Origin of the sequence: Marinobacterium stanieri (assembly GCF_900155945.1) — a bacterium.
Classification (GTDB): domain Bacteria; phylum Pseudomonadota; class Gammaproteobacteria; order Pseudomonadales; family Balneatricaceae; genus Marinobacterium; species Marinobacterium stanieri.
On sequence record NZ_FTMN01000006.1, the window covers coordinates 263830 to 285530 of the forward strand.

Sequence of the window (21701 nt, forward strand, 5' to 3'; positions counted from 1 at the left end):
TGGACTAGAAGCGCACACTCATCTGAATATACCCCTCCTGTACCTCACTCTCGTCTGAATGCTCGCCCCGGTAGCCGAAACTGATATCGGTATTCTCTGATACCGGTACGACAAGCCCCGCATCCATTACGACGGTGTTTTCGGCAATCGGCGTTCCTTTAACACTGAAACGACTGTCACCTCCCAGGAAGCGGTGCTCACTGACCGTATCGACATCATCAAAGGCATGGCGCCAACTGATAGAGCCCTGCACACGAACCGGCAAAGGATCTGCGCCCAACTCCGCACCACCGCGCACACCGACGCTACCAAAGCCGGTACTCGATTCCGTGCGCTCCACCGCCAGAGCAGCCGAGCCGCCGGACTCCTTGAAGGCGTCATTGCGCTGCTTCTGCCAGGATACCCCCACAAAGGGTTGCACCCAGCCGGTGCTGGACTCGAAGCGATAGCCGGTTTCGGCAAAAGCCTGCCAGCTCTGGGCGTGGTAGTCGGCTGCCAAGGTTTGTCCCAGCGCCTGACGTTGCGTCTCCAGCTGATGCTGACCGAAGGTACCACCCAGGCTCAAGTGCCAGTTGTCCCAGCGTTTGGATGCATACACTCCCAGGTGCAGGCTATCCACCTCGGCAGAGGAGGCCCGGGCGTCAAGGTCCATATCGCTGTCCTGGTAACCGCCCAGTACACCAAGGCGCCAGCCATTTTCCAGCTGTCCATCAACGCCCAGCAGGAGGCCACGGCTCTGGCTCTCCAAACGGGCTATGCCGGTACCCCCCCTCTTGCTCACTATCGCTGTAGAGCATATCGAACCAGAGCCCGGTGCCCGCTTGCTCTGGTGTGGACTGCAGCCGTTCCAGTGCCGCCAAACGGATACCATCGCTCTGGGTAGCCAGTTGGGCACGGGTGCTGGCATGCAGCTCACCCGACAACGCATTCAGCGCTGCCTTCGCCTGGGCTTCGCTCATATTCAGAACCTGATCATAGACTGGGTGCCCTTCCGCCAGCTTGAAGGCACTATCACCGGTGCGACACTGGTTGCCGGACATGCCATCGAGACAGAAGCTCTGAATAGGCTCGGGCTCGGGCTCGGGCTCGGGCTCGGGCTCCGGTTCTGGCTCCGGTTCTGGCTCCGGTTCCGGCTCCGGTTCCGGCTCCGGTTCCGGCTCAGGTTCCGGCTCAGGTTCCGGCTCAGGTTCTGGCTCAGGTTCTGGCTCAGGTTCTGGCTCAGGTTCTGGCTCAGGTTCTGGCTCAGGTTCGGGTTCCGGTTCGGGTTCCGGTTCGGGTTCCGGCTCAGGTTCTGGTGGCGGTGTGATGACCCGTAGATCACTGATCAGGTAATAGTTGTCGCTATCATGGTCAGTGCGGAAATCCAGGTAAGCATAGTCGTCGGTAATCGTCTGCTGACCGTTGACGGTCAAACCACTACCGGACTCAACCAGGGTATAGATGGCACCATCGGAATAGCCTGTGCGCCCTGTATCCGTTCCATTCTCCGGCGTCACATGGAACAGGGCACCGCCCTCAATGGTCACACTGCCGGCCACATCCACCAGGTCGTTATGGCTACCGGCGGTGGTGCCGCCACCGATCAGTTCCACCTCGTAGGCAGCCCCAGCCCCCAGGGTCCAGTCACCGCCCACCGTAAGCGTACCGATGGAGTTGCCTGGAGTGATGGTACCGCTGTTGACGGTGACGTTACCCAGAGAACCACTCCCCCCAAGCTCACCGCCGGTGACAATAATATGGGAGTCCTCCAGCGAACCATTGACCAGCAGTGTGCCGTCAGAGACCCTGGTGTCGTCCCTGTAGGTATTGCTGCCAGTAAGAATGGTAGTACCGGTACCGCGCTGGTTGACGCTGACGGAGCCGCCAAATGTAAGAATGTCAGCCGCCAGTGTCAGGGTGTCGGTCTGGTTGAAATTAATGGTACTTGGGCCGTCCTTAGCCTCAATGGTGCCGGTCTCCCGGGTTCCTGTGGTGGTAGGATTCATCAGGTCGTAGGCGCCAAAATTCAGGGTGGCATTGCCGGCGGAGTCAGTTGCTAGAAACAATTGCCCGCTGCCCCCACGGACTGACGTGGTACCTCCATTCGCCAGAGTCATGGAGCCGTGTCCCGAATTGCCCAGTGTCAGGTGCCACGCATTAAGCGCCGACCCGGCACCATCCACGGTTACCTGGCCAGTGACACCGTTTCCACGCCCCACGACCAGGGTGTTGGTGACATCCACTACACTGCTATCGCGAAGCTCCAGAGTTCCATCACTACTAACCCCGGTGATGAGGGAGTCGACTTCCCAATGCGCACCACTGCCTTCGACGCGAGCCACCCCGGTACCACCACCGGTGCCAATAGAAGACTGGTGACTGGTTACCGAACTGCCCGCCCCGATCTCCAGGGTGCCGGTCTGGCTGGCCGTATCGCCCACGTACAGCGACGCCCCATCATAGCTGAGGCTGCCGCCATCGCGCACAGCCAGGGTGCCATTGGATATGGTGGTGCCGCCGGTGTAGGTGTTGGCGCCGGTAACAACCAGGGTACCGGCCCCCTCTTTGTTCAGGGATACCGGCGTAGAGCTTTCTCCCAGAAGGCCGCTAAAGGTCGCACCGTCTGTGCCCTCAACGGTAAACGTAAAACCGGGGAAGTGATCCGGGAAGGCGAGGTGATCACTGAAGGTTGCACCATCAGCAAGGGTCAGGCCGGTGCGGTAGCTGTCAGCCGTCAGGTCGTTGCCATCCCCGCCTGTCTTAGAAATAACAGAAAACAGTTCACCGTCACCGCCGAGGCTGCCGGCACTCGGAGTAAAGGTGCCACCAATGGCATCTGCACTATCATTGGCGATCAGGATGTGCTGACTATGGATTGGCAGGCTGTCTAGCGCATCCAGAGCGATGACGTCGATAACTACACCATCGTTCAGGGTAACGCCACCGGTCACCGCCAGAGTGTCCGAAGCCCCGGTACTATCCACCTCGAATTGCAAGGTGGAGCCAGTGTTGGCGGTCACATCACCGGTGCTGAGTATGCCGATGGAGTTGCCCGGCGCCAGAGTACCGCCATTGAGCGTGACACCCTCAACCGCCCCGCCGCCGCCAAGCAGGCCACCACTGACAATCACCGTTGAATCAGCAATGGAGCCATTGACCAGCAGGGTGCCATCGGAGATGGTGGTGTCACCGGAATAGGAATTGGCCCCCGTGAGGATGGTGGTGCCGGCGCCACGCTGGTTGATATTGCCCCTGCCATGGCGTTCCGTAAAATCGGCCGCCAGTGTCAGGGTATCGATCTGGTTGAAATTGATGGTACCCGTACCCTCGCTTCCAGAGCCGATTTCGAGACTGCCAGCTTCGAGCACTCCCGCAGTGGTTGCAGCAGCAAGGTCGTAGGCACCAAAATTCAGGGTGCCATTACCACTGTCATATACTCCGAGATAAACATCTCCGCTGCCCCCTTGGACTGAAGCCGTACTTCCATTCGCCAGGGTCAGTGTACCGCTTCCGTTAAATCCTAGAATCAGTTGCCCTGCCTTGAGGTTCGACCCGGCGCCCTCCACGGCTACCCGACCATTGACGCCAACGAAGTCCCCCATGATCAGTGCGCCGGGTAGATCCATTTGTCCTCCATCGTGGACTTCAAGGGTACCCTCGCTACTGTGACCAACGTAGAGACGCTCTGTCAGCTGCCACTGCGCACCGCTACCACCGACACGAACCACCCCGGTACCGCCGGCGCCAACATGAGACCGGTGACTGGTCACCGAACTGCCCGCCCCGATCTCCAGGGTGCCGGTCTGGCTGGCGGTATCGCCCACGTACAGCCGCGCCCCGCCATGGCTGATGCTGCCGCCCTCCTGCACTGACAGAGTGCCGTTGGCGATACGGGTTTCGCCGGTGTAGGTGTTGGTGCCGGTGAGGGTCAGGGTGCCGGTGCCCTGCTTGGATAAGGAGCCGCTGCCGCTGATAGCGCCAGCGAAGGTTGAGTCATCGGCGCGGTTGAACACCAGTGAGCCGTTGTTGTTCACGTTGCCGGCAATGGAGCCGGAGGTACCGCCATTACCGATCTGCAGGGTCCCGGCAGAGACCGTGGTATCGCCGGTATAGGTGTTGTTGCCGGTGAACGCCAGAACGCCCGCCCCCAGCTTATCCAGAGTGCCGCCGCCGGTCATGGTGCCGGCGTAGGTGCCGGCGCTGCCCTGGTCGAACACCACCCGGGCGTCATTGATGATATCCCCCGGCAGGCTGGAGGTGTTGCCCTGCAGGGTGCCGCCAGAGACCCTGGTGTCTCCCGAGTAGCTGTTCGTGCCGGTCAGGATGGTGGTGCCGGTGCCACGCTGGTTGACGCTAATCGTTCCCTTTGAGAAGCCCTCAAGAATATCGGCCGCCAGGGTGAGGGTGTCGGTCTGATTGAAGTTTATGGTGCCCGCCGCACCAGTCCCGGAGTGGTAGACTTCGAGACGGTCAGCGTCGAGCACGCCCGCAGTGGTCGGAGCAGCAAGGTCGTAGGCGCCAAAGTTCAGGGTGCCATGGCTACCACGATTATGCCCCAAAAAAACTCTTCCAAGACCTCCATCAACTGAAACCGTACCTCCGTTCGCAAGGGTCAGAATTCCGCTGCTATTAAAGCCCAAGGTCAGTTCAGACGCATTAAGCTTCGACCCGAGGCCATCCACGGTTGCATGGCCAGTTGCCATACCCCCCACCCTCAGGATGCCGGTAACATCCACTTCACCACCATCGAGGACCTCAAGGTTACCCTCACTTAAGTTTCCCATATAGAGGTGCTCTGTCACTTTCCATCGTGCGCCGCTGCCACCGACACGAACCACCCCGGTACCGCTGGTGCCAATAGACGACCGTTCACTGGTCACCGAACTGCCCGCCCCGATCTCCAGGGTGCCGGTCTGGCTGGCCGTATCACCCACGTACAGCGACGCCCCATCATGGCTGAGGCTGCCGCCATCCTGTACTGACAGGGTGCCGTTGGAGATACGGGTCTCGCCGGTGTAGGTGTTGGCGCCGGTCAGGGTTAGGGTGCCGTTGCCGGTTTTAATGAGACTCGCGAGAGAGTCTAGAGTGATCTCTTCAATCACCCCGGAAAAAATCGTATCAGTATCCAGGGCACCTACTGCCAGGCTTTCACCCGAGCCCATCGCTACTCGGCCACTGCCCTCAAGGCTACCGATGGCACCGGAACCAGCCATCCGGAGAGTGCCATCAATAATGTGACGGGAAGCGGTACTGAGGGAGTTGGGGACTAAAGAACTGTTAACCAAATGCCCTCCAAGCTCCACTATAGTATCGCCGCTATAGAGCCCTGCACTTTCTTTCGAGAGAAGCAAGCTAACGCCGTTGCCAACAGTCAGGCCACCGCTCCCGGACAGACCGCCAAACAGCATCACTTTCTCGGTCGATGAGGGATTATCGGTCGTAACTCTAACAGTAGTAAGGAGTTCCAGTTTGGTGTAAACCCTTGTAGCAAAAGAAGCGCCATCAGGCGCAGACTGCGTGATTTCCGCGTCTGCACCGTCAAAAATCAGCCTGTCGGTGTCAGGGTCACCAGCATGGATGAAGATTGATGAGGAACCCAAGTGCGGCGAGATAAAACTCAGCTTGTTCAGCTTCAGAACACCAAGATCGTGGGTCGTCTCGAAAGACCCGTCTGCGGAATTGTCAAAATTCAACTGCAGGTCAGGCGCAGAAACCGGCACTGAACCGCCCACCCAGTTGCCACCAACCGACCAGTTCCCGGAAGACGCGGTAAAGGTTTCGTCCACCGCCTCCACAGGCGAAGCACCCAGCAGCAGACCGCTGAGCAGGACAGAGACTTTGGTTTTGCCCTTACGGCGGCTGATCTCGGCAACCGCCATCCAGACGTTGAGTGCTTCGTTCCAGACGACGCGATAGGCGTGATTCATGACAACCTCCCTGTAAACGCTTGATGGCCCAATGGCTGGCTCGAGTTTTAATGTTTGATTATCGTCAAACAGGTGTTGGCCAACTATCGGAATTCCGCAAAGCGAGGTTATCCCTCAGGCTTAATCCGGGCGTTGTGCGAGGGTTTCCGACGGCCGTTCCCCGAACAGGCGTTTGTACTCTTGGGAAAACTCACCCAGGTGGACAAAGCCCCAGCGCATGGCGATCTGGGTCACGGTTGTGTGAGCTGGCAGAGCGAGCAGAAGATCGGTACGTACCCGGTTGAGTCTCAGGGTACGCAGGTAGGCGACGGGCGAGAGCTGCATGGCACTGCGAAAGGCATATTGCAGCGTGCGCTCCGATACGCCAGTCGTCACACAGATATCGGTGATGGTAGGCACCTGCCCTGTTTGCAGGCAGGCACCCATGTAGTCTCGGGCGGTCGAGACCAGCCGCTGGGCTCGCCAGCCGGCACGGACGCTGCGGCAGACACCGGTATCAATCGCAGTAGCCTGGCTGAGTGCGATGACGACACTATCTCGCAGCAGCCGGGCGCAGTTGTCTGACGGCATCAGCCTTGCCGGGTTGCTGCGGTGAATGAGTGCGTTGAAATCGGCCATAAGCCTGGCGGTGTGTTGACTATGGAACGCCTGAGGGCCAGTCGGCTGCTGTGCCCCTTCATACTGGTTAAGTGTCCGTGTGCTTTCCAGCAACCAGTCCTGATCCAGGCACAGGTAGAAGGTTTCGCTTTCCGGCATTACCCGGATATCAAGCTCCACATCCCTGGGCAGATAATAGAGCCAGGAATCCATCGGGTTTAAAAACTGTGAAAAGCGCATTCCCGGACTGACGGTTTTCGCAATGGAAATTGCACAGAGGTTACCCTGGGTGACGCCGCTTTTGTGGACGGCCTGATTCTGATGCTCATGCACCAGGTGCATGCCATCCAGGGTCAATGTTGAACACTCACCCTGGTAGGGCCCTCCGCTTAACTGGTGCATTTCCAGGTCAAGCCAGGGCTGAGCAGCCGCCTGCAACGAGGCATCGCTCAATGAGAAATGTGTTTGCTTCCAATCCATGTGCATCGGTTAAAGATGCATTTGAATGATATGCACTTCAAGTATTCTGTTTTATGATTTTCGCGCATTTTTATGCGTTTTGAACACTCGATAACTTCTGGTAGCGTAAAAGAGACTGTGTGGTTTAGCCCCCAACTGACTCAGCCTTTGGCCCGCCATGAATAACAAAAACGATGATTTTGAACACCTGAACAGCGATAACCGGACCCTCTGGGATTTTGAAGCCCAGGATTTTCCACTGCCGGATGGCAGCGGCATGGGCAGACTCCAACGCTTTGATTTCAATAATATATTGAGGCTTTATCGCTCCGAGTTCCGGGTACAGCGTGACTGTGTCATCGATACTAATGCGGCTGATACCGAGCTGCCCAACCTGCTCTGCAGCGTACTTCTGCTAAGCGGCGAAATGCTGCTGGAAACCCCGGATGGCATACAGCACCGTATCACGCCGCAATCCGGCATCATGTATCGCGTCAGAGACAATGGCACCCGTTTTCACCTGAAAGGCGGTCAAACACTTCGACACATAGGTGTAGCCGGTAAAATTTCCGGTCTTCACAAGCAGCTTGGACACCAGCTGCCCGGGGCCCTTGCCTGTTTTTCCTCGTTTCCCGAATCCGGTGTCGTCAGCCGTGAAGTGACGGTCAACACCCGTTTACGCGGCCTGTTGGCCAATGTGTTTGCACCCAGTACCTGTTCGTCTGATCCACTGCAGGAAATCGCGCTGGAAGGCGTGTCCATGTCTATTCTGGCGGAGATGGCGCGGACAATACTGGCAAGCGATACAGACGTTGAAGGCAGAGCCTCTCTCTGGGGCGAGCATATATTCGATAGCCTGACGTCCTACATCCGCAACAACCTGGACGCCCCCCTCAAGGCTGATGACATATGCCAGCGTTTTGGCATTACCCGACGCCAGCTGAACCAGTTGTTTCAGGTATCGGCACAATGCTCCCCACGCGAGTTTTGGCGACGGGAACGGCTGGAACATGCTCGCAAGTTGATTGAAGACGACGGTGTTCCGGTAAAAATGGTGGCGAACGCGGTGGGCTACAGCCATGTGAGCAATTTTTCCAAGGCATACCGTGAATATTTTGGCGAAACACCGGGCCATACGCTCCGGCTAAGAACAATCGATACGCCCGCTGAATAGGTCTTTTTTCCTCCAGAATCCCGCCAGATTCGTCTCACTGATTCGGCCATATTCCAGCGTCCAGCACGCCTGAAGAACCCTGCTTCAATTTTTTTAAACTTCTTTGCTTTCAGGGTGTTGACAGCATTTCAAAAACAGGGAATAATTCGCGGCCTTGAAAGCAGTTGGCAATGTAGCTCAGTTGGTTAGAGCATCGCATTCATAATGCGAGGGTCGCAGGTTCGAGTCCCGCCATTGCCACCACTTTCAAATGCTGGGGTATCGCCAAGCGGTAAGGCAACGGGTTTTGATCCCGTCATGCGCAGGTTCGAATCCTGCTACCCCAGCCACTTATGTGTGGCAATATAGCTCAGTTGGTTAGAGCATCGCATTCATAATGCGAGGGTCGCAGGTTCGAGTCCCGCTATTGCCACCATTCTACATTGCAGGGGTATCGCCAAGCGGTAAGGCACTGGATTCTGATTCCAGCATGCGCAGGTTCGAATCCTGCTACCCCTGCCATCTCCTCCTTGCATATTCTCCTTCGTTCCAGGTTTAGGCTAAGATAAACGAACATGCGTTTTGACAGCCCCCGGAGTGTGCATGACCAGCTCAACCGATCAGATCCTATCCGCACTTTCAAAACATACCACCTATCGGGACAGCGATACGGGTAGCCGCAATATCAACATCCTGTTTGCACAATGTGACGGCGCAGCCATGGAGCTTCTGCTGACCAACTTGCGCAACGCGGATTTCGCACCCCGCGGCCTGGCCATAGAGAACCTGGAAGCCCTGCAACAGGCATTTGAGAGACGCGCATGGGATATATTGGTTTTCACCTGGAAAAGCGATTACAGGCCCGCTCTGAGCCCGGAACAAGCGTTAGACTGGATCAAGCTCCAGGAACGCGACCTGCCGGTCATTGTACTGGCCCCTGAAGCCCAGGTGATTGCACCCAGTGAGCTGCATAAACTCGGGGTTGCCGCTGTCGTACCCGAACCGGATCATCACTGGATCCTGCATGAAATCGAGCGCCAGTATCTACAGCTGTTACAACGTCGTGAGCTGCGAGCAACGCATGCTGAGCTCAAGCACCTGCGCGAACGCAATCAATACCTGGTCAAGCACTCGAACAGCGCCATCTGCTACCTGTATGAAGGCCGTATCCTGTTCAGCAACGACAGTTTTGCGCACCTGCTCGGCTATATCGACGATACTCACCTGAACAATCGGCAGCTACATGCATTTGTCGTCAGCAATCAGCAGGACCGCCTGACCCAGTGCCTGCGCCAGGCAGCAAACGGAGGCGATGGCAGCAAACCTCAGACGATCACATTTACCCGCCCTGACCAGACCCACTTTGAAGGCATGCTGAGCCTGTCGCCCGTGGAGTATGAAGGGAAGATTTGTCAGGCGGTGGAAATCAGTGAGCCCGAGTGCGAAGAAGAAGCCTTCCGCAGCCTCGACCCGATGACGGGCCTGCAGAATGAGCATGCCTGTATGCAAGCCCTTGAGGCCGCATGTCTACGAGCCTTGCGCGGCGGCCAGGATCGCAGCCTGCTGCTGTTGCGACTGGATCACCTGAAAATCATTCGTGCCGAGGTAGGTGCCGATGGCGAAGCACTGATCCTGCGTGCCATTGCCCACATATTGAAGCAGAAAGTCAGCCCGGCCCACCTGCTGGGCCACCTGGATGATGACAGCTTCATGATCCTGATGCACAACGCAGACCCTGACAAGGCGATCAGCCTGGGTCAGGGGCTTTGCCACGCGATTCGTAATCATATTTGCGACGTTGACCAGGTATCCATCCACACCACTGTGTCTGTGGGCATTGCCATGATCAATGACAGTACGCCCGACCCGGTGGTGCTGCTTGATCACGCTCGCAAAGCGGCTGCCAGCCTGCACCAGGGTAACCGACCGGGCAATGGCGTACAGCTTTACAACCCCGAACAAAGCCAGTTGACGCAACTGGATGGGCGCATGAACAAGCGTCTGGCCAATGCCCTCAAGCGTGACCGCTTCCGCCTGTTGTATCAGCCTGTCGTCCCGCTTCGCACGGCGAGCCCTTCCGCCTATTACGAGGTACTGCTGCGCCTGGTCAGCGACAGCAACAAGGCGATATCGCCCAATGCATTCATCATTCAAACCATCGAGCCGGAGATTCTGCGGGAACTGGACCGCTGGGTGATCGAGCATGCCCTCAAGGCCCTGCAATCACCGGAATGCAAGGCGCAGAACGTCTCCCTCTTCATCAACCTGTCAGGTCCGTCGATTCGCTGCAACAAGCTGCCGGAATGGCTGGCACTGAAACTGACAGAGACGTCCATCAGTCCATCCCAGCTGATCTTCCAGCTCAGTGAAAGTGATGCGGCAGTCGATCTGATGTCGGCTCGGCGCTTTGTGGGCGCCATGTTGCAGCTCAACTGCAGAACCTGCCTGAAGCACTTCGGCAGCTCACCCAATTCCAACCATGTCCGCCAGGAGCTGCGCACCAACTTCGTCAAGCTGGATGGCTCCTACATGCGCGACCTGCAGAGTGACAGCCTGGATATGGAAACGCTTGGCACCCTGGTGGAACCTCTGCTGCATCAGAAACGGACACTGATTGCGCCGCAGGTGGAAAATACCCAGGTGATTCCACAGCTCTACGGTGCCGGTATCCACCTGATTCAGGGACACTATCTGCAGCCACCGCGGGAGAATATGGATTATGACTTCTTTGGAGAGGCCGACCAGGATAACTGACCTGGCCGGCTTTGACAGGAAGGACTAGACCAGCGTCTCGCTGTCGCGATCGCGGAAGCCGATCAGGTACAGAATGCCATCCAGCCCCAGCGTGCTGATCGCCTGCTTGGCACTCTGACGCACCAGCGGCTTGGCACGGAAGGCAATACCCAGGCCGGCAATGGACAGCATCGGCAGGTCATTGGCACCATCGCCCACGGCAATGGTCTGCTCCAGACGCACACCTTCACGCTCGGCAATTTCACGCAATAGCTGAGCCTTGCGCTCGCCATTGACGATCTGGCCGGTGACTTCACCGGTCACCTTGCCATCCTTGATATCCAGCTCATTGGCGTGAACATAGTCGAAGCCCAGCTTGTCCTGCAGATAGCGGCCAAAGTAGGTGAAACCGCCGGACAGGATGGCGGTTTTGAAGCCCATCGCCTTCAGGTGAGACACCAATTCAGCCACGCCTTCGGTCAGCGGCAGGCGCTCGGCGATCTGCTCCAGTACCGAAGCGTCCAGCCCTTTCAGCAGTGCCACACGGCGACGGAAGCTTTCGTCAAAATCGATCTCGCCACGCATGGCAGACTCGGTAATTTCAATCACCTGATCGCCCACGCCGGCTTCCTTGGCCAGCTCGTCGATGACCTCGGCCTCGATCAGCGTCGAGTCCATATCAAACACCACCAGACGGCGGTTACGACGATAGATATCATCCTTCTGGAAGGCGATATCCACACCCAGATCGCTGGCCGCCTTCAGGAACTCTTCACGCAAGGCTGCCGCATCGGCCGGCAGGCCACGCACCGAGAACTCAACACAGGCACGCGTCTTGTTACAGGCTTCCTGCTGCAGGGAGATACGACCGGACAAACGGCTGATATTGTCGATATTGAGGCCATGGTCAGCCGCAATGGTGGTTACACGGGCAATATGCTCGGCACTGATCTGACGAGACAGCAGTGTGATGATATGGCGGGATTTGCCCTGACCCGATACCCATTGCTCATAGGCTTCACTTTCGACCGGCTCAAAGCGCGCCTGCATTTTCATTTCATGCGCCTTGAACAGCAGATCCCGCAGCAAAGGCGAAGATTCCAGCTCTTCAGGCACCTGAATCAGCACACCGAGCGACAGGGTGTTGTGGATAACCGCCTGGCCGATATCGAGAACATTGATGTTGTAGCGAGCAAGAATTCCGGTGATTGCCGATGTCACACCGGGACGGTCATCGCCGGAGACTGTCAGCAGGATGATTTCGTTCATCGAACCCTTCCGTTTGATAAAGCACCGCTGGCATCACCAGCACTAGACTGTAATTATATCAGACAGGCCGCTGGCCCGTATGCCTGAGCCCAACCGGAAATGGATTTTACCCGTGCCTGAAGAAACACTTATTACCCTGCCCAATCTACCCGCCTGGGCCGTGCTCAGCCTGATTCTTGGGGTTGCCGCCGCCGAGTCTCTGGCTTTTGTTGGCCTGGTCTTGCCCGGCGTCGCCTTGCTGTTCGCACTGGCCTTTGCCGCAGGCTCCAGTGGCCTGGATCTTGGCGCTTGCCTGGCAATGGCACTGGCAGGCGCTCTGCTGGGTGATGGTGTCAGTTTCTGGCTTGGCAAACACAGCACTGATCGCATCCGCAACCTGAGTCTGGTGAAGCGCCATCCGGCATGGCTGGAGCAGGGGGAACGGTTTTTTGCCCGCTGGGGTGGTCTCAGTATTTTGCTGGGGCGCTTCATCGGCCCGCTCAGACCGGTGATTCCCTTTGCTGCCGGCAGCTGCCAGATGCCCACACCCCGCTTCATGCTGTACAACCTGCTATCGGCTTTGGGCTGGGCACCGGCATACCTGCTGCCCGGCTACTTTACCGGCCGCGGTCTGCAAGCCATGCCACCTGCACTTGAGCCTCTGCTCTGGCTGGTGGCTGGTCTCGTGTTTGTGCTGCTGGCGTGGCAACAGCTACATCACCGCCTGCACCCTGATTCCGTACTGTCACAGCGGCTAGGCCAGTTACTGCCGGGCCCCTGGCCACCCTCCCCTTTGGTCATGCTGATCAGCACCGCCGGCCTGTTGCTACTGAGCACGGCCCTGACCCTAAGCCCTTCAGGCGAGAACCTGAACCAGACGCTATTGCCAACATTGAGTGCGCTGGGTGCGCTGCTGCCCAAAACGGTTCTTGCCGTCACCCTGCTGGGCGATCTGGAGCTGGCACTGATACTGGCACTGGCCACCAGCCTCTTTGGTGCACTCTGGCTCCGTCAGACACAGGCCTGGGGCGTGATTTTGGGCACTCTCACCGTCATTGCATTGAATGTCCTGCTGAAGCACCTGTTTGCGATTGACCGACCCGAACAGGCAGCTCTGACCACCTTCAGCTTCCCCAGCGGGCACGCCTCTGCAGCAGCAGCCTGGATAGGTTTGACCTGCACCTGGTGGGCCCACAACCGCCCTCATGCACAGCGGCACAACAGTTATCTGGTGGCAGCACCACTGATTCTGTTGATCGGGCTGTCTCGCTGTTTACTGGGGGTGCATTGGCCACTGGATGTAGTGGCGGGCATTGCGGAGGGTTTGGCGGTAGCGGCGGTGTACCGGATCTGGTTGTACCGCTATCCAGCCAAAACACTGGCGCCGCCAGGCTGGCTGGGCGCGCTGTTGATACTCACACTGGGGTATGTCGCCTGGCAGCTGGGACCAGCCGCCCTGGCCTACCGGATCGGTTAATCCGGCAGGCAGGCTCCAACCTCAGGCCTTCTTGCGACGGGCCTTGGGCGGATGCTTGGGTTTACGGGCCTTCTTGGGCTTATGCTTGGGAGCCTCACTTTTGTCATCGCTCTTACCGCGATGAGCGGCTCCCTTGGCACGCCCTTCAGGCTTTTTTCCGCGTTGACCTCCACGCGACTGGGATTTGGGCTTGGAGCGTCCATCACCCACCTGACCCTTGGCCAGTTTTTCACGCTGAGTCAGTTTCTTCTTTGGCTTGCCCTGATCCGGCTCGCCCACCAGCTCGAAGTCGATCTTGCGCTCATCCAGGTCAACACGCACCACCTGCACCTCGACGCGATCACCCAGCTTGAACACGCGGCGGGTTCTATCCCCTACCAGACGCTGCTTGGCCGCTTCGAAGTGGTAGTAGTCACTGGGCAGAGCCGTAATGTGGATAAGTCCTTCCACATAGAGGTCTTCCAGCTCGACAAAGACACCAAAGCCGGTCACGGCTGACACCACACCCGGATAGCTCTCGCCGATCTGATCCTGCATGTACTCACACTTGAGCCAGGAGACCACATCACGGGTGGCATCATCGGCACGACGCTCGGTCATGGAGCAATGCTCACCCAGCACCAGCATCTGCTCATTGCTGTACGGATACTTGAAGGCGCTGTTGGCTTCGAATTTCTTCGGACGCTCGACGCCCTTCACCTTGGCCTCACCGTGAATGGCACCACGAATGGCACGATGCACCAACAGATCCGGATAGCGGCGGATCGGCGACGTGAAGTGGGCATAGGCGTTGTAGGCCAGACCAAAGTGCCCCAGATTCTCCGGGCTATACACCGCCTGCTGCATGGATCTCAGCATCATCGTCTGGATGATATGACGATCCGGACGCCCCTCTATGGCATCGGCCAACTTGAGGTAGTCCTTGGGCTCAGGTGTTTCACCACCGGGCAGATTCAGCCCCAGTTCACCCAGGAAGGCACGCAGGTTTTCCAGCTTCTGCGCCTTGGGCCCTTCATGGATACGATACAGCGCCGGCTTGCCATACTTGGCCAGGAAGCGTGCCGTCGCCACGTTGGCGATCAACATGCACTCCTCGATGATCTTGTGGGCATCGTTACGGTGTACCGGCACAATTTCATCGATCTTGCGCACCTGGTCGAAGACGATGCGGGTTTCCACCGTATCGAAGTCGATGGCGCCACGTTCGTCACGGGCCTTGCGCAGTGATTTGTACAGGTTATGCAGCTGGTCAATATGCTTGACCACATGTGCATATTCCTGGCGCAAGGGTGCACAGCTCTCGTTTTCCTGATCCAGCATGGCGCCAACCTTGGTGTAGGTCAGACGCGCCTTGGAGTTGATCACGGCTTCGTAGAACTTGTAACCGGACAGCTTGCCAGCACGGCTTACCGTCATCTCACACACCATGGCCAGACGATCGACCTTGGGGTTCAGCGAGCAGAGACCGTTGGACAGCAGCTCCGGCAGCATGGGTACCACAAACTCGGGGAAATACACCGAGTTACCGCGTTTGACCGCCTCCTGGTCCAGCGCCGAATCCGGGCGCACATAGTAGGAGACATCCGCAATGGCGACCCAGAGACGCCAGCCACCAAAGGTTTTCTTCTCGCAGTACACAGCGTCATCGAAGTCCTTGGCGTCTTCACCATCAATGGTGACGAAGGGCAGATCACGCAGATCCACACGGTTCTGCTTATCCTCTTCGCGCACTTCCGGCGTCAGCTCACCAATTTCCTGGTGCACATCTTCCGGAAACTCGTCAGGAATTTCGTAGTTGTGGATAGCAACCTGAATTTCCATACCCGGCGCCATGCGGTCGCCCAGTACTTCAATGACACGGGCGCGTGCCGGCTGCTTGCGGTTCGGGTGCTGAATAATCTCCGCCACTACCAGCTGACCGTCTTCATATTCAAGACCCGTGGTCGGGTCAGGAATGATCATCACCTGGTTGGTGATGCGCTGGTTCTCGCAGATCAGGCTACCGAAGCCGCCATGACCGTCAAAGCGTCCGACCACCTTGGTAGTGTTGCGCTCCAGTACTTCCACGATTTTGCCTTCACGGCGGCCACGGCTGTCGAGGCCGATGGACTGAACCAGTACACGGTCGCCATCAAACACCTCACGCATGTTACGTGGGCTGAGGAAGAGATCATCACCACCAGCATCCGGCTTGAGGAAGCCAAAACCGTCACGGTGACCAATCACCCGACCGGAAATAAGATCCATCTTGCGGATAAGGCCATATTCGTTGCGACGGTTGGAAATCAGCTGGCCGTCGCGGCACATGGCGATCAATCGGCGACGCACGCCCTCGATACCATCTTCATCTTCAACGCCGAGTTCACGGCAAAGTGCGGGGTGGCCAATCGGCGCGCCCCATTTTTCGAGAAAGTTGAGCAGGAAGTCGCGGCTCGGTACCGGCTGCGCATATTTTTCAGCTTCCAGCTGAGCATTGGGATCTTTCTCTTGCCAATTCTTAGTCATTCATATTCCATTTTTGTCTGTAACCGCCTGCCTTTTCGGCTTATGCATTCCAGAATAGCTGCTACAGATGTAAAAAATAAAGCCGGCGATTGCCGGCTTTGTAATATCAGGGTAGCTCCTCGCCCTCTTCTCCTTCTTCCTTCTGCGGCGGCAGCAGATCTTCGCGCGTGATATTCATCATCAACAACGCATTGGCCGCCACATAAATAGAGGAGTAGGTACCGATAAGCACACCCACCAGCAGTGCCATGGCAAAGCCATGGATCATTTCACCACCGAAGTAGAACAAAGCCACCAGCACCAGCAACGTGGTGATGGAGGTCATCAACGTACGGCTCAGGGTCTGGCTCAGCGAGGTGTTCATCACCTCGGCGGCATCGCCCTTTCGCAGTACGCGGAAGTTTTCACGGATACGGTCATACACCACGATGGTGTCGTTCAGGGAGTAACCGATTACCGCCAGTATTGCTGCCAACACTGTCAGGTCAAACTCGACCTGCAGCAGTGAGAAGAAGCCCAGTACCACCAGAACATCGTGCACCAGCGCGACAACCGCACCTATGGAGAACTTGAACTGGAAGCGGAACGCCAGGTACACCATGATCATGAACAGTGCCAGCAGCATGCCCAGACCACCCTGCTCGCGCAGCTCTTCACCGACCTGTGAACCCACAAACTCGTTACGGCGCAGTTCCAGGCTCTGATTCGATCCATCTTCCAGTGCCTGCAGAACCTTGTCACCCAGCTTGGGATCATGGTCTGCCTGCAGACGAATCAATACGTCACGCGGTGAACCGAAGGTCTGCACGGTGACATCCTGGAAGCCTGCCGTCTGCAGACTGGAGCGCACCTGCTCCAGATCTGCCGGCTGTTCATAGCCGATCTCAACCAGGCTACCGCCAGTAAAGTCGAGGCCGAACTTGAGGCCGTTGACAGCCAGGGAGCCGATCGAAACCAGCATCAGAATCAGGGAGAACGCCAGCGCCAGCTTGCGAACACCCATGAAGTTATAAATCTTGCCTGTAGCCATGGGGGTCTCCTCAGATCATCACTTTATTGAGCTTGCGGCCGCCATACACCAGATTGACCAGTGCACGGGTAACCAGCAGCGCGGTGAACATGGAGGTCAGAATGCCGACCGACAGGGTGACGGCAAAGCCCTTGACCGGGCCTGTGCCCATGGCAAACAGGATTACTGCGGCAATCAGCGTTGTAACGTTGGCATCGAGGATGGTAGTGAACGCGCGAGCAAAACCACTGTGGATAGCCGATTGGACCGGCTGGCCGTTTTTAAGTTCCTCTTTGATACGTTCAAATATCAAAACGTTGGCATCCACTGCCATACCCACGGTGAGCACGATACCGGCGATACCCGGCAAGGTCAGTGTTGCCGACATCAACGACATCACTGCCACCAGCAACACCAGGTTCAAGGTCAAGGCCACGTTCGCCAGCAGACCGAACACCTTGTAGTACACCAGCATGAACACCAGCACCAGCGCGAAGCCGATCTTGACTGACAGGGTCCCCAGTTCGATGTTTTCAGCACCCAGGCTCGGGCCAACCGTACGCTCTTCTACGAAGTAGATCGGAGCGGCCAGGGCACCGGCACGCAGCAGCAGCGCCAGCTCGGAGGACTCCTGAGCGCTATCCAGACCGGTAATACGGAAGGAGTTGCCCAGGGTGCTCTGAATAGTGGCCAGAGAGATCAAGCCCTTCTCGGTATACGGAATACGCTTCTCGACACGCTCGCCATCAATGGTCTGCACCAGCGTACGCTGCTTGTGCTCAACAAACAGCACCGCCATGCGGCGCTGGATGGCGTTACGGGTAACACGGCTCATCATCTGTCCGCCCTTGGCATCCAGTGTAATGGATACCTGGGGCATGCCGTTTTCATCAAAGGCTGCCTGAGCGTTGGACACGCTGGAGCCGGTGATGATCACGTCTTTTTCCAGATTGGCGGTGCGCTCCGGTGTATCACGGAAGCCATACGTTTCAGTTGTAGCACGGCTGGCATCCGGCCCCGCTTCCAGACGGAACTCCAGGTTGGCCGTTTTACCGATAATACGCTTGGCAGCGGCAGCATCCTGCACGCCCGGCAGCTGTACCACGATACGGTTACGACCCTGACGCTGTACCAGCGGCTCGGCCACACCCAGCTCGTTGACACGGTTACGCAGCGTGGTCAGGTTCTGCTTGATTGCATAATCTTCAATCTCGCGGATGGTTTGCTCGGTCAGGTTGACGTACAACCAGGCATCGCCATCCACATCCTGGCTGTCCACCAGGAACTCCTGATAGGTGCGCAGCAGCAGGCTGGACGCGGCATCACGGGCTTCGGCATCGACGAAGCGGATCGCCAGACGGCCATCATCCAGGTGATCAACCACGCGGTAACGCAGTTTTTCTTCACGCAGTTTGGTCTTGATCTCGCTGACATAGACATCCAGACGCTGACCTACGGCTTGTGCCATATCCACTTCCAGCAGGAAGTGCACGCCGCCACGCAGGTCGAGGCCCAGTTTCATCGGGCCTGCACCCAGGCTGCTAAGCCAGTCAGGGGTCGTCGGTGCCAGGTTCAGCGCTACCACATAGTCGCTACCCAGCTGATCCGCGATCGCTTCCTTGGCGGCCAACTGAGCATCGGATGTGCCCAGGCGCACCAGAGCACCCCCGTCTTCCTGCAAAGCCACGTCCTTGGTATCGATACCGGACGTCTGCAAGGCGGATTCAATTTGCGTCAGGGTATTGGCATTCACCTCGGTGGTACGGGTGCTGGATACCTGGACAGCGAAATCATCGGGATAGAGGTTGGGGGCTGCGTAGATACCGGCAATCACCAGTACCAGCAGGATCATCAGGTTTTTCCACAGGGGGTAGCGGTTGAGCATCGTGCTCGGTCCTCACCAAAAACAAAAGCGCCACCTGAACAGTGGCGCTGGATCACTCAGACGGGAGATCAGATACTTTTGATCGTTCCCTTCGGCAGTTCGGCTGCCACATGGGCTTTCTGGAACTTCAGCTCGGTACCTTCAGACACTTCCAGTACCACGTAGTCGTCGTTCAGACGGATAACCTTGCCGATGATGCCGCCAGCGGTGATCACTTCATCACCCTTGGCCAGGTTAGCCAGCAGGTTTTTGTGCTCTTTGGCGCGCTTGGCCTGGGGGCGCCACATGAAGAAGTAGAAAATCAGACCGAAACCGACCAGGAACAGGATGTTGAACATACCCGGATCCATTGCGCCCGCGGCAGGGGCATCAGCGGCCAGCGCCGGAGAGATGAAAAAGCTCATTCAGGTTGTACTCCCGATTACAGTGAAAAGTATTCGCTTCACGCCGTCAGCGGTGGGGTTTCCTGTCCCCGCTGACGATAGAATTCGTCTACAAAGTCGCTCAATTTACCCTGTTCAATAGCGTTGCGCAAACCAGCCATTAGCTCCTGATAGTAGTGCAGGTTGTGGATGGTATTAAGGTGTGCGCCCAGGATTTCGCGGCACTTGTCCAGATGGTGCAAATAGGCACGACTGAAGTTCTGACAGGTATAACAGCTGCAGGTTTCATCCACAGGTGCGGTATTCGTTTTATTGGACGAATTACGGATCTTGACGATGCCGTTGCGGGTAAACAGGAAACCGTTACGCGCGTTACGGGTCGGCATCACACAGTCGAACATATCCACACCGCGGCGTACGCCTTCAACCAGATCTTCCGGCTTGCCCACACCCATCAGGTAACGCGGCTTGTCTTCCGGCATTTTCCACGCCAGGTGATCCAGCACACGCTTCATGTCTTCCTTGGGCTCACCCACGGACAGACCACCGATGGCATAACCATCGAAGCCGATCTCGGTCAGGCCTTCCAGAGACTCGTCACGCAGGTCTTCATACATGCCGCCCTGGATGATGCCGAACAGCGCCGAAGGGCTGTCGCCATGGGCATCCTTGGAACGCTGTGCCCAGCGCATGGACAGGCGCATGGAATCAGCGGCTTCCTTGTGGGTCGCAGGATAAGGCGTGCATTCGTCGAAGATCATGACAATGTCTGAGCCCAGTTCGCGCTGAACCTGCATGGAACTTTCCGGCGTCATCAGCACCTTGTCACCGTTCACCGGTGACTGGAAGGTCACGCCCTGCTCGCTGATCTTGCGCATCTTGCCCAAGCTGAACACCTGGAAGCCACCGGAATCGGTGAGGATCGGGCCTTTCCACTGCATGAAGTCATGCAGATCACCGTGCTGCTGCACGATTTCGGTACCGGGGCGCAGCATCAGATGGAAGGTGTTGCCGAGGATAATCTGCGCACCTGTCGCCTCGATATCACGCGGCGTCATGCCCTTCACGGTGCCATAGGTACCGACCGGCATAAATGCCGGGGTTTCCACCACACCACGAGGGAAGGTCAAGCGTCCACGACGAGCCTTGCCTTCAGTGGTCGTGGTTTCGAACTTCATGAAACATTCTTTTCTCACGCTGACTCCTCGTCCGTCGCCTCGCGACGGGTCAAAAACATGGCATCGCCATAACTGAAGAAACGGTAACGCTCGGCCACAGCCTCGGCATAGGCATCCATCATCGCCTTATGACCGGAGAAGGCACTGACCAGCATCAGCAGGGTCGATTCAGGCAGGTGGAAGTTGGTAATCAAGGCTTCCACGGTGCGGTAGCGATAGCCGGGGTAGATAAAAATATCCGTATCGCCATAGAATGGCTCGATCTCGCCGGACTGACTCGCAGTCTCCAGGCAGCGCACACTGGTGGTGCCCACGGCAATAACGCGATTGCCGCGCGCCTGTGCCGCTTTCACCGCCGCACAGGCTTCTTCAGAGACTTCGATATATTCAGCATGCATGTGATGATCATGGATGTTATCCACTTTCACCGGCTGAAAAGTACCCGCTCCCACATGCAGGGTCACAAACGCCTGCTCCACGCCCATCGCCTTGAGCTGTTCCAGCAGCGGCTCGTCGAAATGCAGACCGGCCGTCGGCGCGGCAACGGCACCAGGCTTGCGGTTATACACCGTTTGATAGCGCTCACGGTCCGACAACTGATCTTCGCGGTTCATATACGGCGGCAGCGGCATATGACCATACTCTTCCAGCGCACTGACCAGATGCCCCTCAAGGTTGGTAAAGCGCACCTCGAACAGGTTCTGCTGGCGGCCGACCACCTCGGCTTCAAGCCCCCCTTCCAGCGTCAATGCAGTGCCCGGTTTGGGAGCACGGCTGGAACGGATATGCGCCAGCGCTTCGCTGTCAGACGTCACACGCTCAATCAGCATCTCGATTTTGCCGCCACTGGCCTTCTGGCCAAACAAGCGCGCCGGGATCACGCGGGTGTCATTGAACACCAGCAAATCGCCGGGTTGCAGCATGGAGGGCAGATCGGAAAATTGACGGTGGGTACGTTCGCCCGTATTGCCGTCAACGCACAGCAGCCGGCTGGCGCTGCGTTGCTCCAGAGGGTAGCGCGCAATCAGCTCCTCCGGCAGCTCGAAGTAGAAATCTTTTACCTGCATGAATTCAAACTGGAAGCCTGTTGGAAAGCGCCGATTCTACCTGAATGGAAGGTTTTTTTCAGTCCTGATTGACGAACGAGTAAAGACAAATATAATATGCG

The 21701-nt window shown here is 57.4% G+C and carries 13 protein-coding genes and 4 tRNA genes; 7 read left to right on the plus strand and 10 right to left on the minus strand.

Annotation, left to right across the window (positions count from 1 at the left end):
• Nucleotides 1–4 precede the first annotated feature (4 nt).
• From BW956_RS14595 to BW956_RS14670, 3 genes are all read right to left on the minus strand, one after another.
• Nucleotides 5–748, minus strand: a complete 744-nt coding sequence (locus BW956_RS14595) for an autotransporter outer membrane beta-barrel domain-containing protein (protein WP_175612021.1) — start codon at nucleotides 746–748, stop codon at nucleotides 5–7.
• Nucleotides 711–5906: an autotransporter-associated beta strand repeat-containing protein gene (locus tag BW956_RS22295; RefSeq protein ID WP_139327200.1), complete on the minus strand. Its 5196-nt coding sequence runs from the start codon at nucleotides 5904–5906 to the stop codon at nucleotides 711–713. Before BW956_RS22295 ends, BW956_RS14595 begins: the two co-directional genes overlap by 38 nt.
• 120 nt (nucleotides 5907–6026) lie before the next feature.
• Nucleotides 6027–6983 carry a helix-turn-helix domain-containing protein gene (locus BW956_RS14670; protein WP_175612022.1) on the minus strand — a complete coding sequence of 319 codons (957 nt, stop codon included), beginning with the start codon at nucleotides 6981–6983 and terminating at the stop codon, nucleotides 6027–6029.
• Nucleotides 6984–7140: 157 nt separating this feature from the next.
• On the opposite strand from BW956_RS14670, the gene BW956_RS14675 reads away from it, so the two are divergent.
• The 6 genes from BW956_RS14675 (at nucleotide 7141) to BW956_RS14700 (ending at nucleotide 10869) form a co-directional block, all read left to right on the plus strand.
• Nucleotides 7141–8136: a helix-turn-helix transcriptional regulator gene (locus BW956_RS14675; protein WP_076463565.1), complete on the plus strand. Its 996-nt coding sequence runs from the start codon at nucleotides 7141–7143 to the stop codon at nucleotides 8134–8136.
• 166 nt (nucleotides 8137–8302) lie between these two features.
• Nucleotides 8303–8379: transfer RNA gene (locus BW956_RS14680), tRNA-Met, on the plus strand.
• Nucleotides 8380–8390: 11 nt separating this feature from the next.
• Nucleotides 8391–8465, plus strand: a tRNA-Gln gene (locus BW956_RS14685).
• A 9-nt stretch (nucleotides 8466–8474) separates the two neighbouring features.
• Nucleotides 8475–8551 (plus strand) — tRNA-Met (locus tag BW956_RS14690).
• Nucleotides 8552–8562: 11 nt separating this feature from the next.
• Nucleotides 8563–8637, plus strand: a tRNA-Gln gene (locus BW956_RS14695).
• 81 nt (nucleotides 8638–8718) lie between these two features.
• The gene (locus BW956_RS14700) at nucleotides 8719–10869 is read left to right on the plus strand and encodes a bifunctional diguanylate cyclase/phosphodiesterase (protein WP_076463567.1); all 2151 of its coding nucleotides are present in this window, start codon (nucleotides 8719–8721) and stop codon (nucleotides 10867–10869) included.
• A 24-nt stretch (nucleotides 10870–10893) separates the two neighbouring features.
• Here BW956_RS14700 and serB read toward each other — a convergent pair whose 3' ends face one another.
• Nucleotides 10894–12117 (minus strand): phosphoserine phosphatase SerB, encoded by a 1224-nt coding sequence (serB, locus tag BW956_RS14705; protein ID WP_076463570.1) that lies wholly within the window; start codon nucleotides 12115–12117, stop codon nucleotides 10894–10896.
• 112 nt (nucleotides 12118–12229) lie between these two features.
• Here serB and BW956_RS14710 point away from each other — a divergent pair, with 112 nt between their 5' ends.
• On the plus strand, nucleotides 12230–13573 hold the full coding sequence (locus BW956_RS14710) for a phosphatase PAP2 family protein (RefSeq protein WP_076463573.1): 1344 nt from the start codon (nucleotides 12230–12232) through the stop codon (nucleotides 13571–13573).
• A 21-nt stretch (nucleotides 13574–13594) separates the two neighbouring features.
• On the opposite strand, the gene rnr is transcribed toward BW956_RS14710, so the two are convergent.
• The 6 genes from rnr to queA form a co-directional block, all read right to left on the minus strand.
• Nucleotides 13595–16078, minus strand: a complete 2484-nt coding sequence (gene rnr, locus BW956_RS14715) for a ribonuclease R (RefSeq protein WP_083703091.1) — start codon at nucleotides 16076–16078, stop codon at nucleotides 13595–13597.
• Between the two features lie 106 nt (nucleotides 16079–16184).
• On the minus strand, nucleotides 16185–17108 hold the full coding sequence (secF, locus tag BW956_RS14720; protein ID WP_076463576.1) for a protein translocase subunit SecF: 924 nt from the start codon (nucleotides 17106–17108) through the stop codon (nucleotides 16185–16187).
• Between the two features lie 10 nt (nucleotides 17109–17118).
• Nucleotides 17119–18972, minus strand: a complete 1854-nt coding sequence (gene secD, locus BW956_RS14725) for a protein translocase subunit SecD (protein WP_076463579.1) — start codon at nucleotides 18970–18972, stop codon at nucleotides 17119–17121.
• Nucleotides 18973–19040: 68 nt separating this feature from the next.
• Nucleotides 19041–19376: a preprotein translocase subunit YajC gene (gene yajC, locus BW956_RS14730; protein WP_010322688.1), complete on the minus strand. Its 336-nt coding sequence runs from the start codon at nucleotides 19374–19376 to the stop codon at nucleotides 19041–19043.
• Between the two features lie 38 nt (nucleotides 19377–19414).
• Nucleotides 19415–20533 carry a tRNA guanosine(34) transglycosylase Tgt gene (tgt, locus tag BW956_RS14735; protein ID WP_076463582.1) on the minus strand — a complete coding sequence of 373 codons (1119 nt, stop codon included), beginning with the start codon at nucleotides 20531–20533 and terminating at the stop codon, nucleotides 19415–19417.
• A 14-nt stretch (nucleotides 20534–20547) separates the two neighbouring features.
• The gene (gene queA / locus BW956_RS14740; RefSeq protein ID WP_076463585.1) at nucleotides 20548–21600 is read right to left on the minus strand and encodes a tRNA preQ1(34) S-adenosylmethionine ribosyltransferase-isomerase QueA; all 1053 of its coding nucleotides are present in this window, start codon (nucleotides 21598–21600) and stop codon (nucleotides 20548–20550) included.
• Nucleotides 21601–21701: the final 101 nt, after the last annotated feature.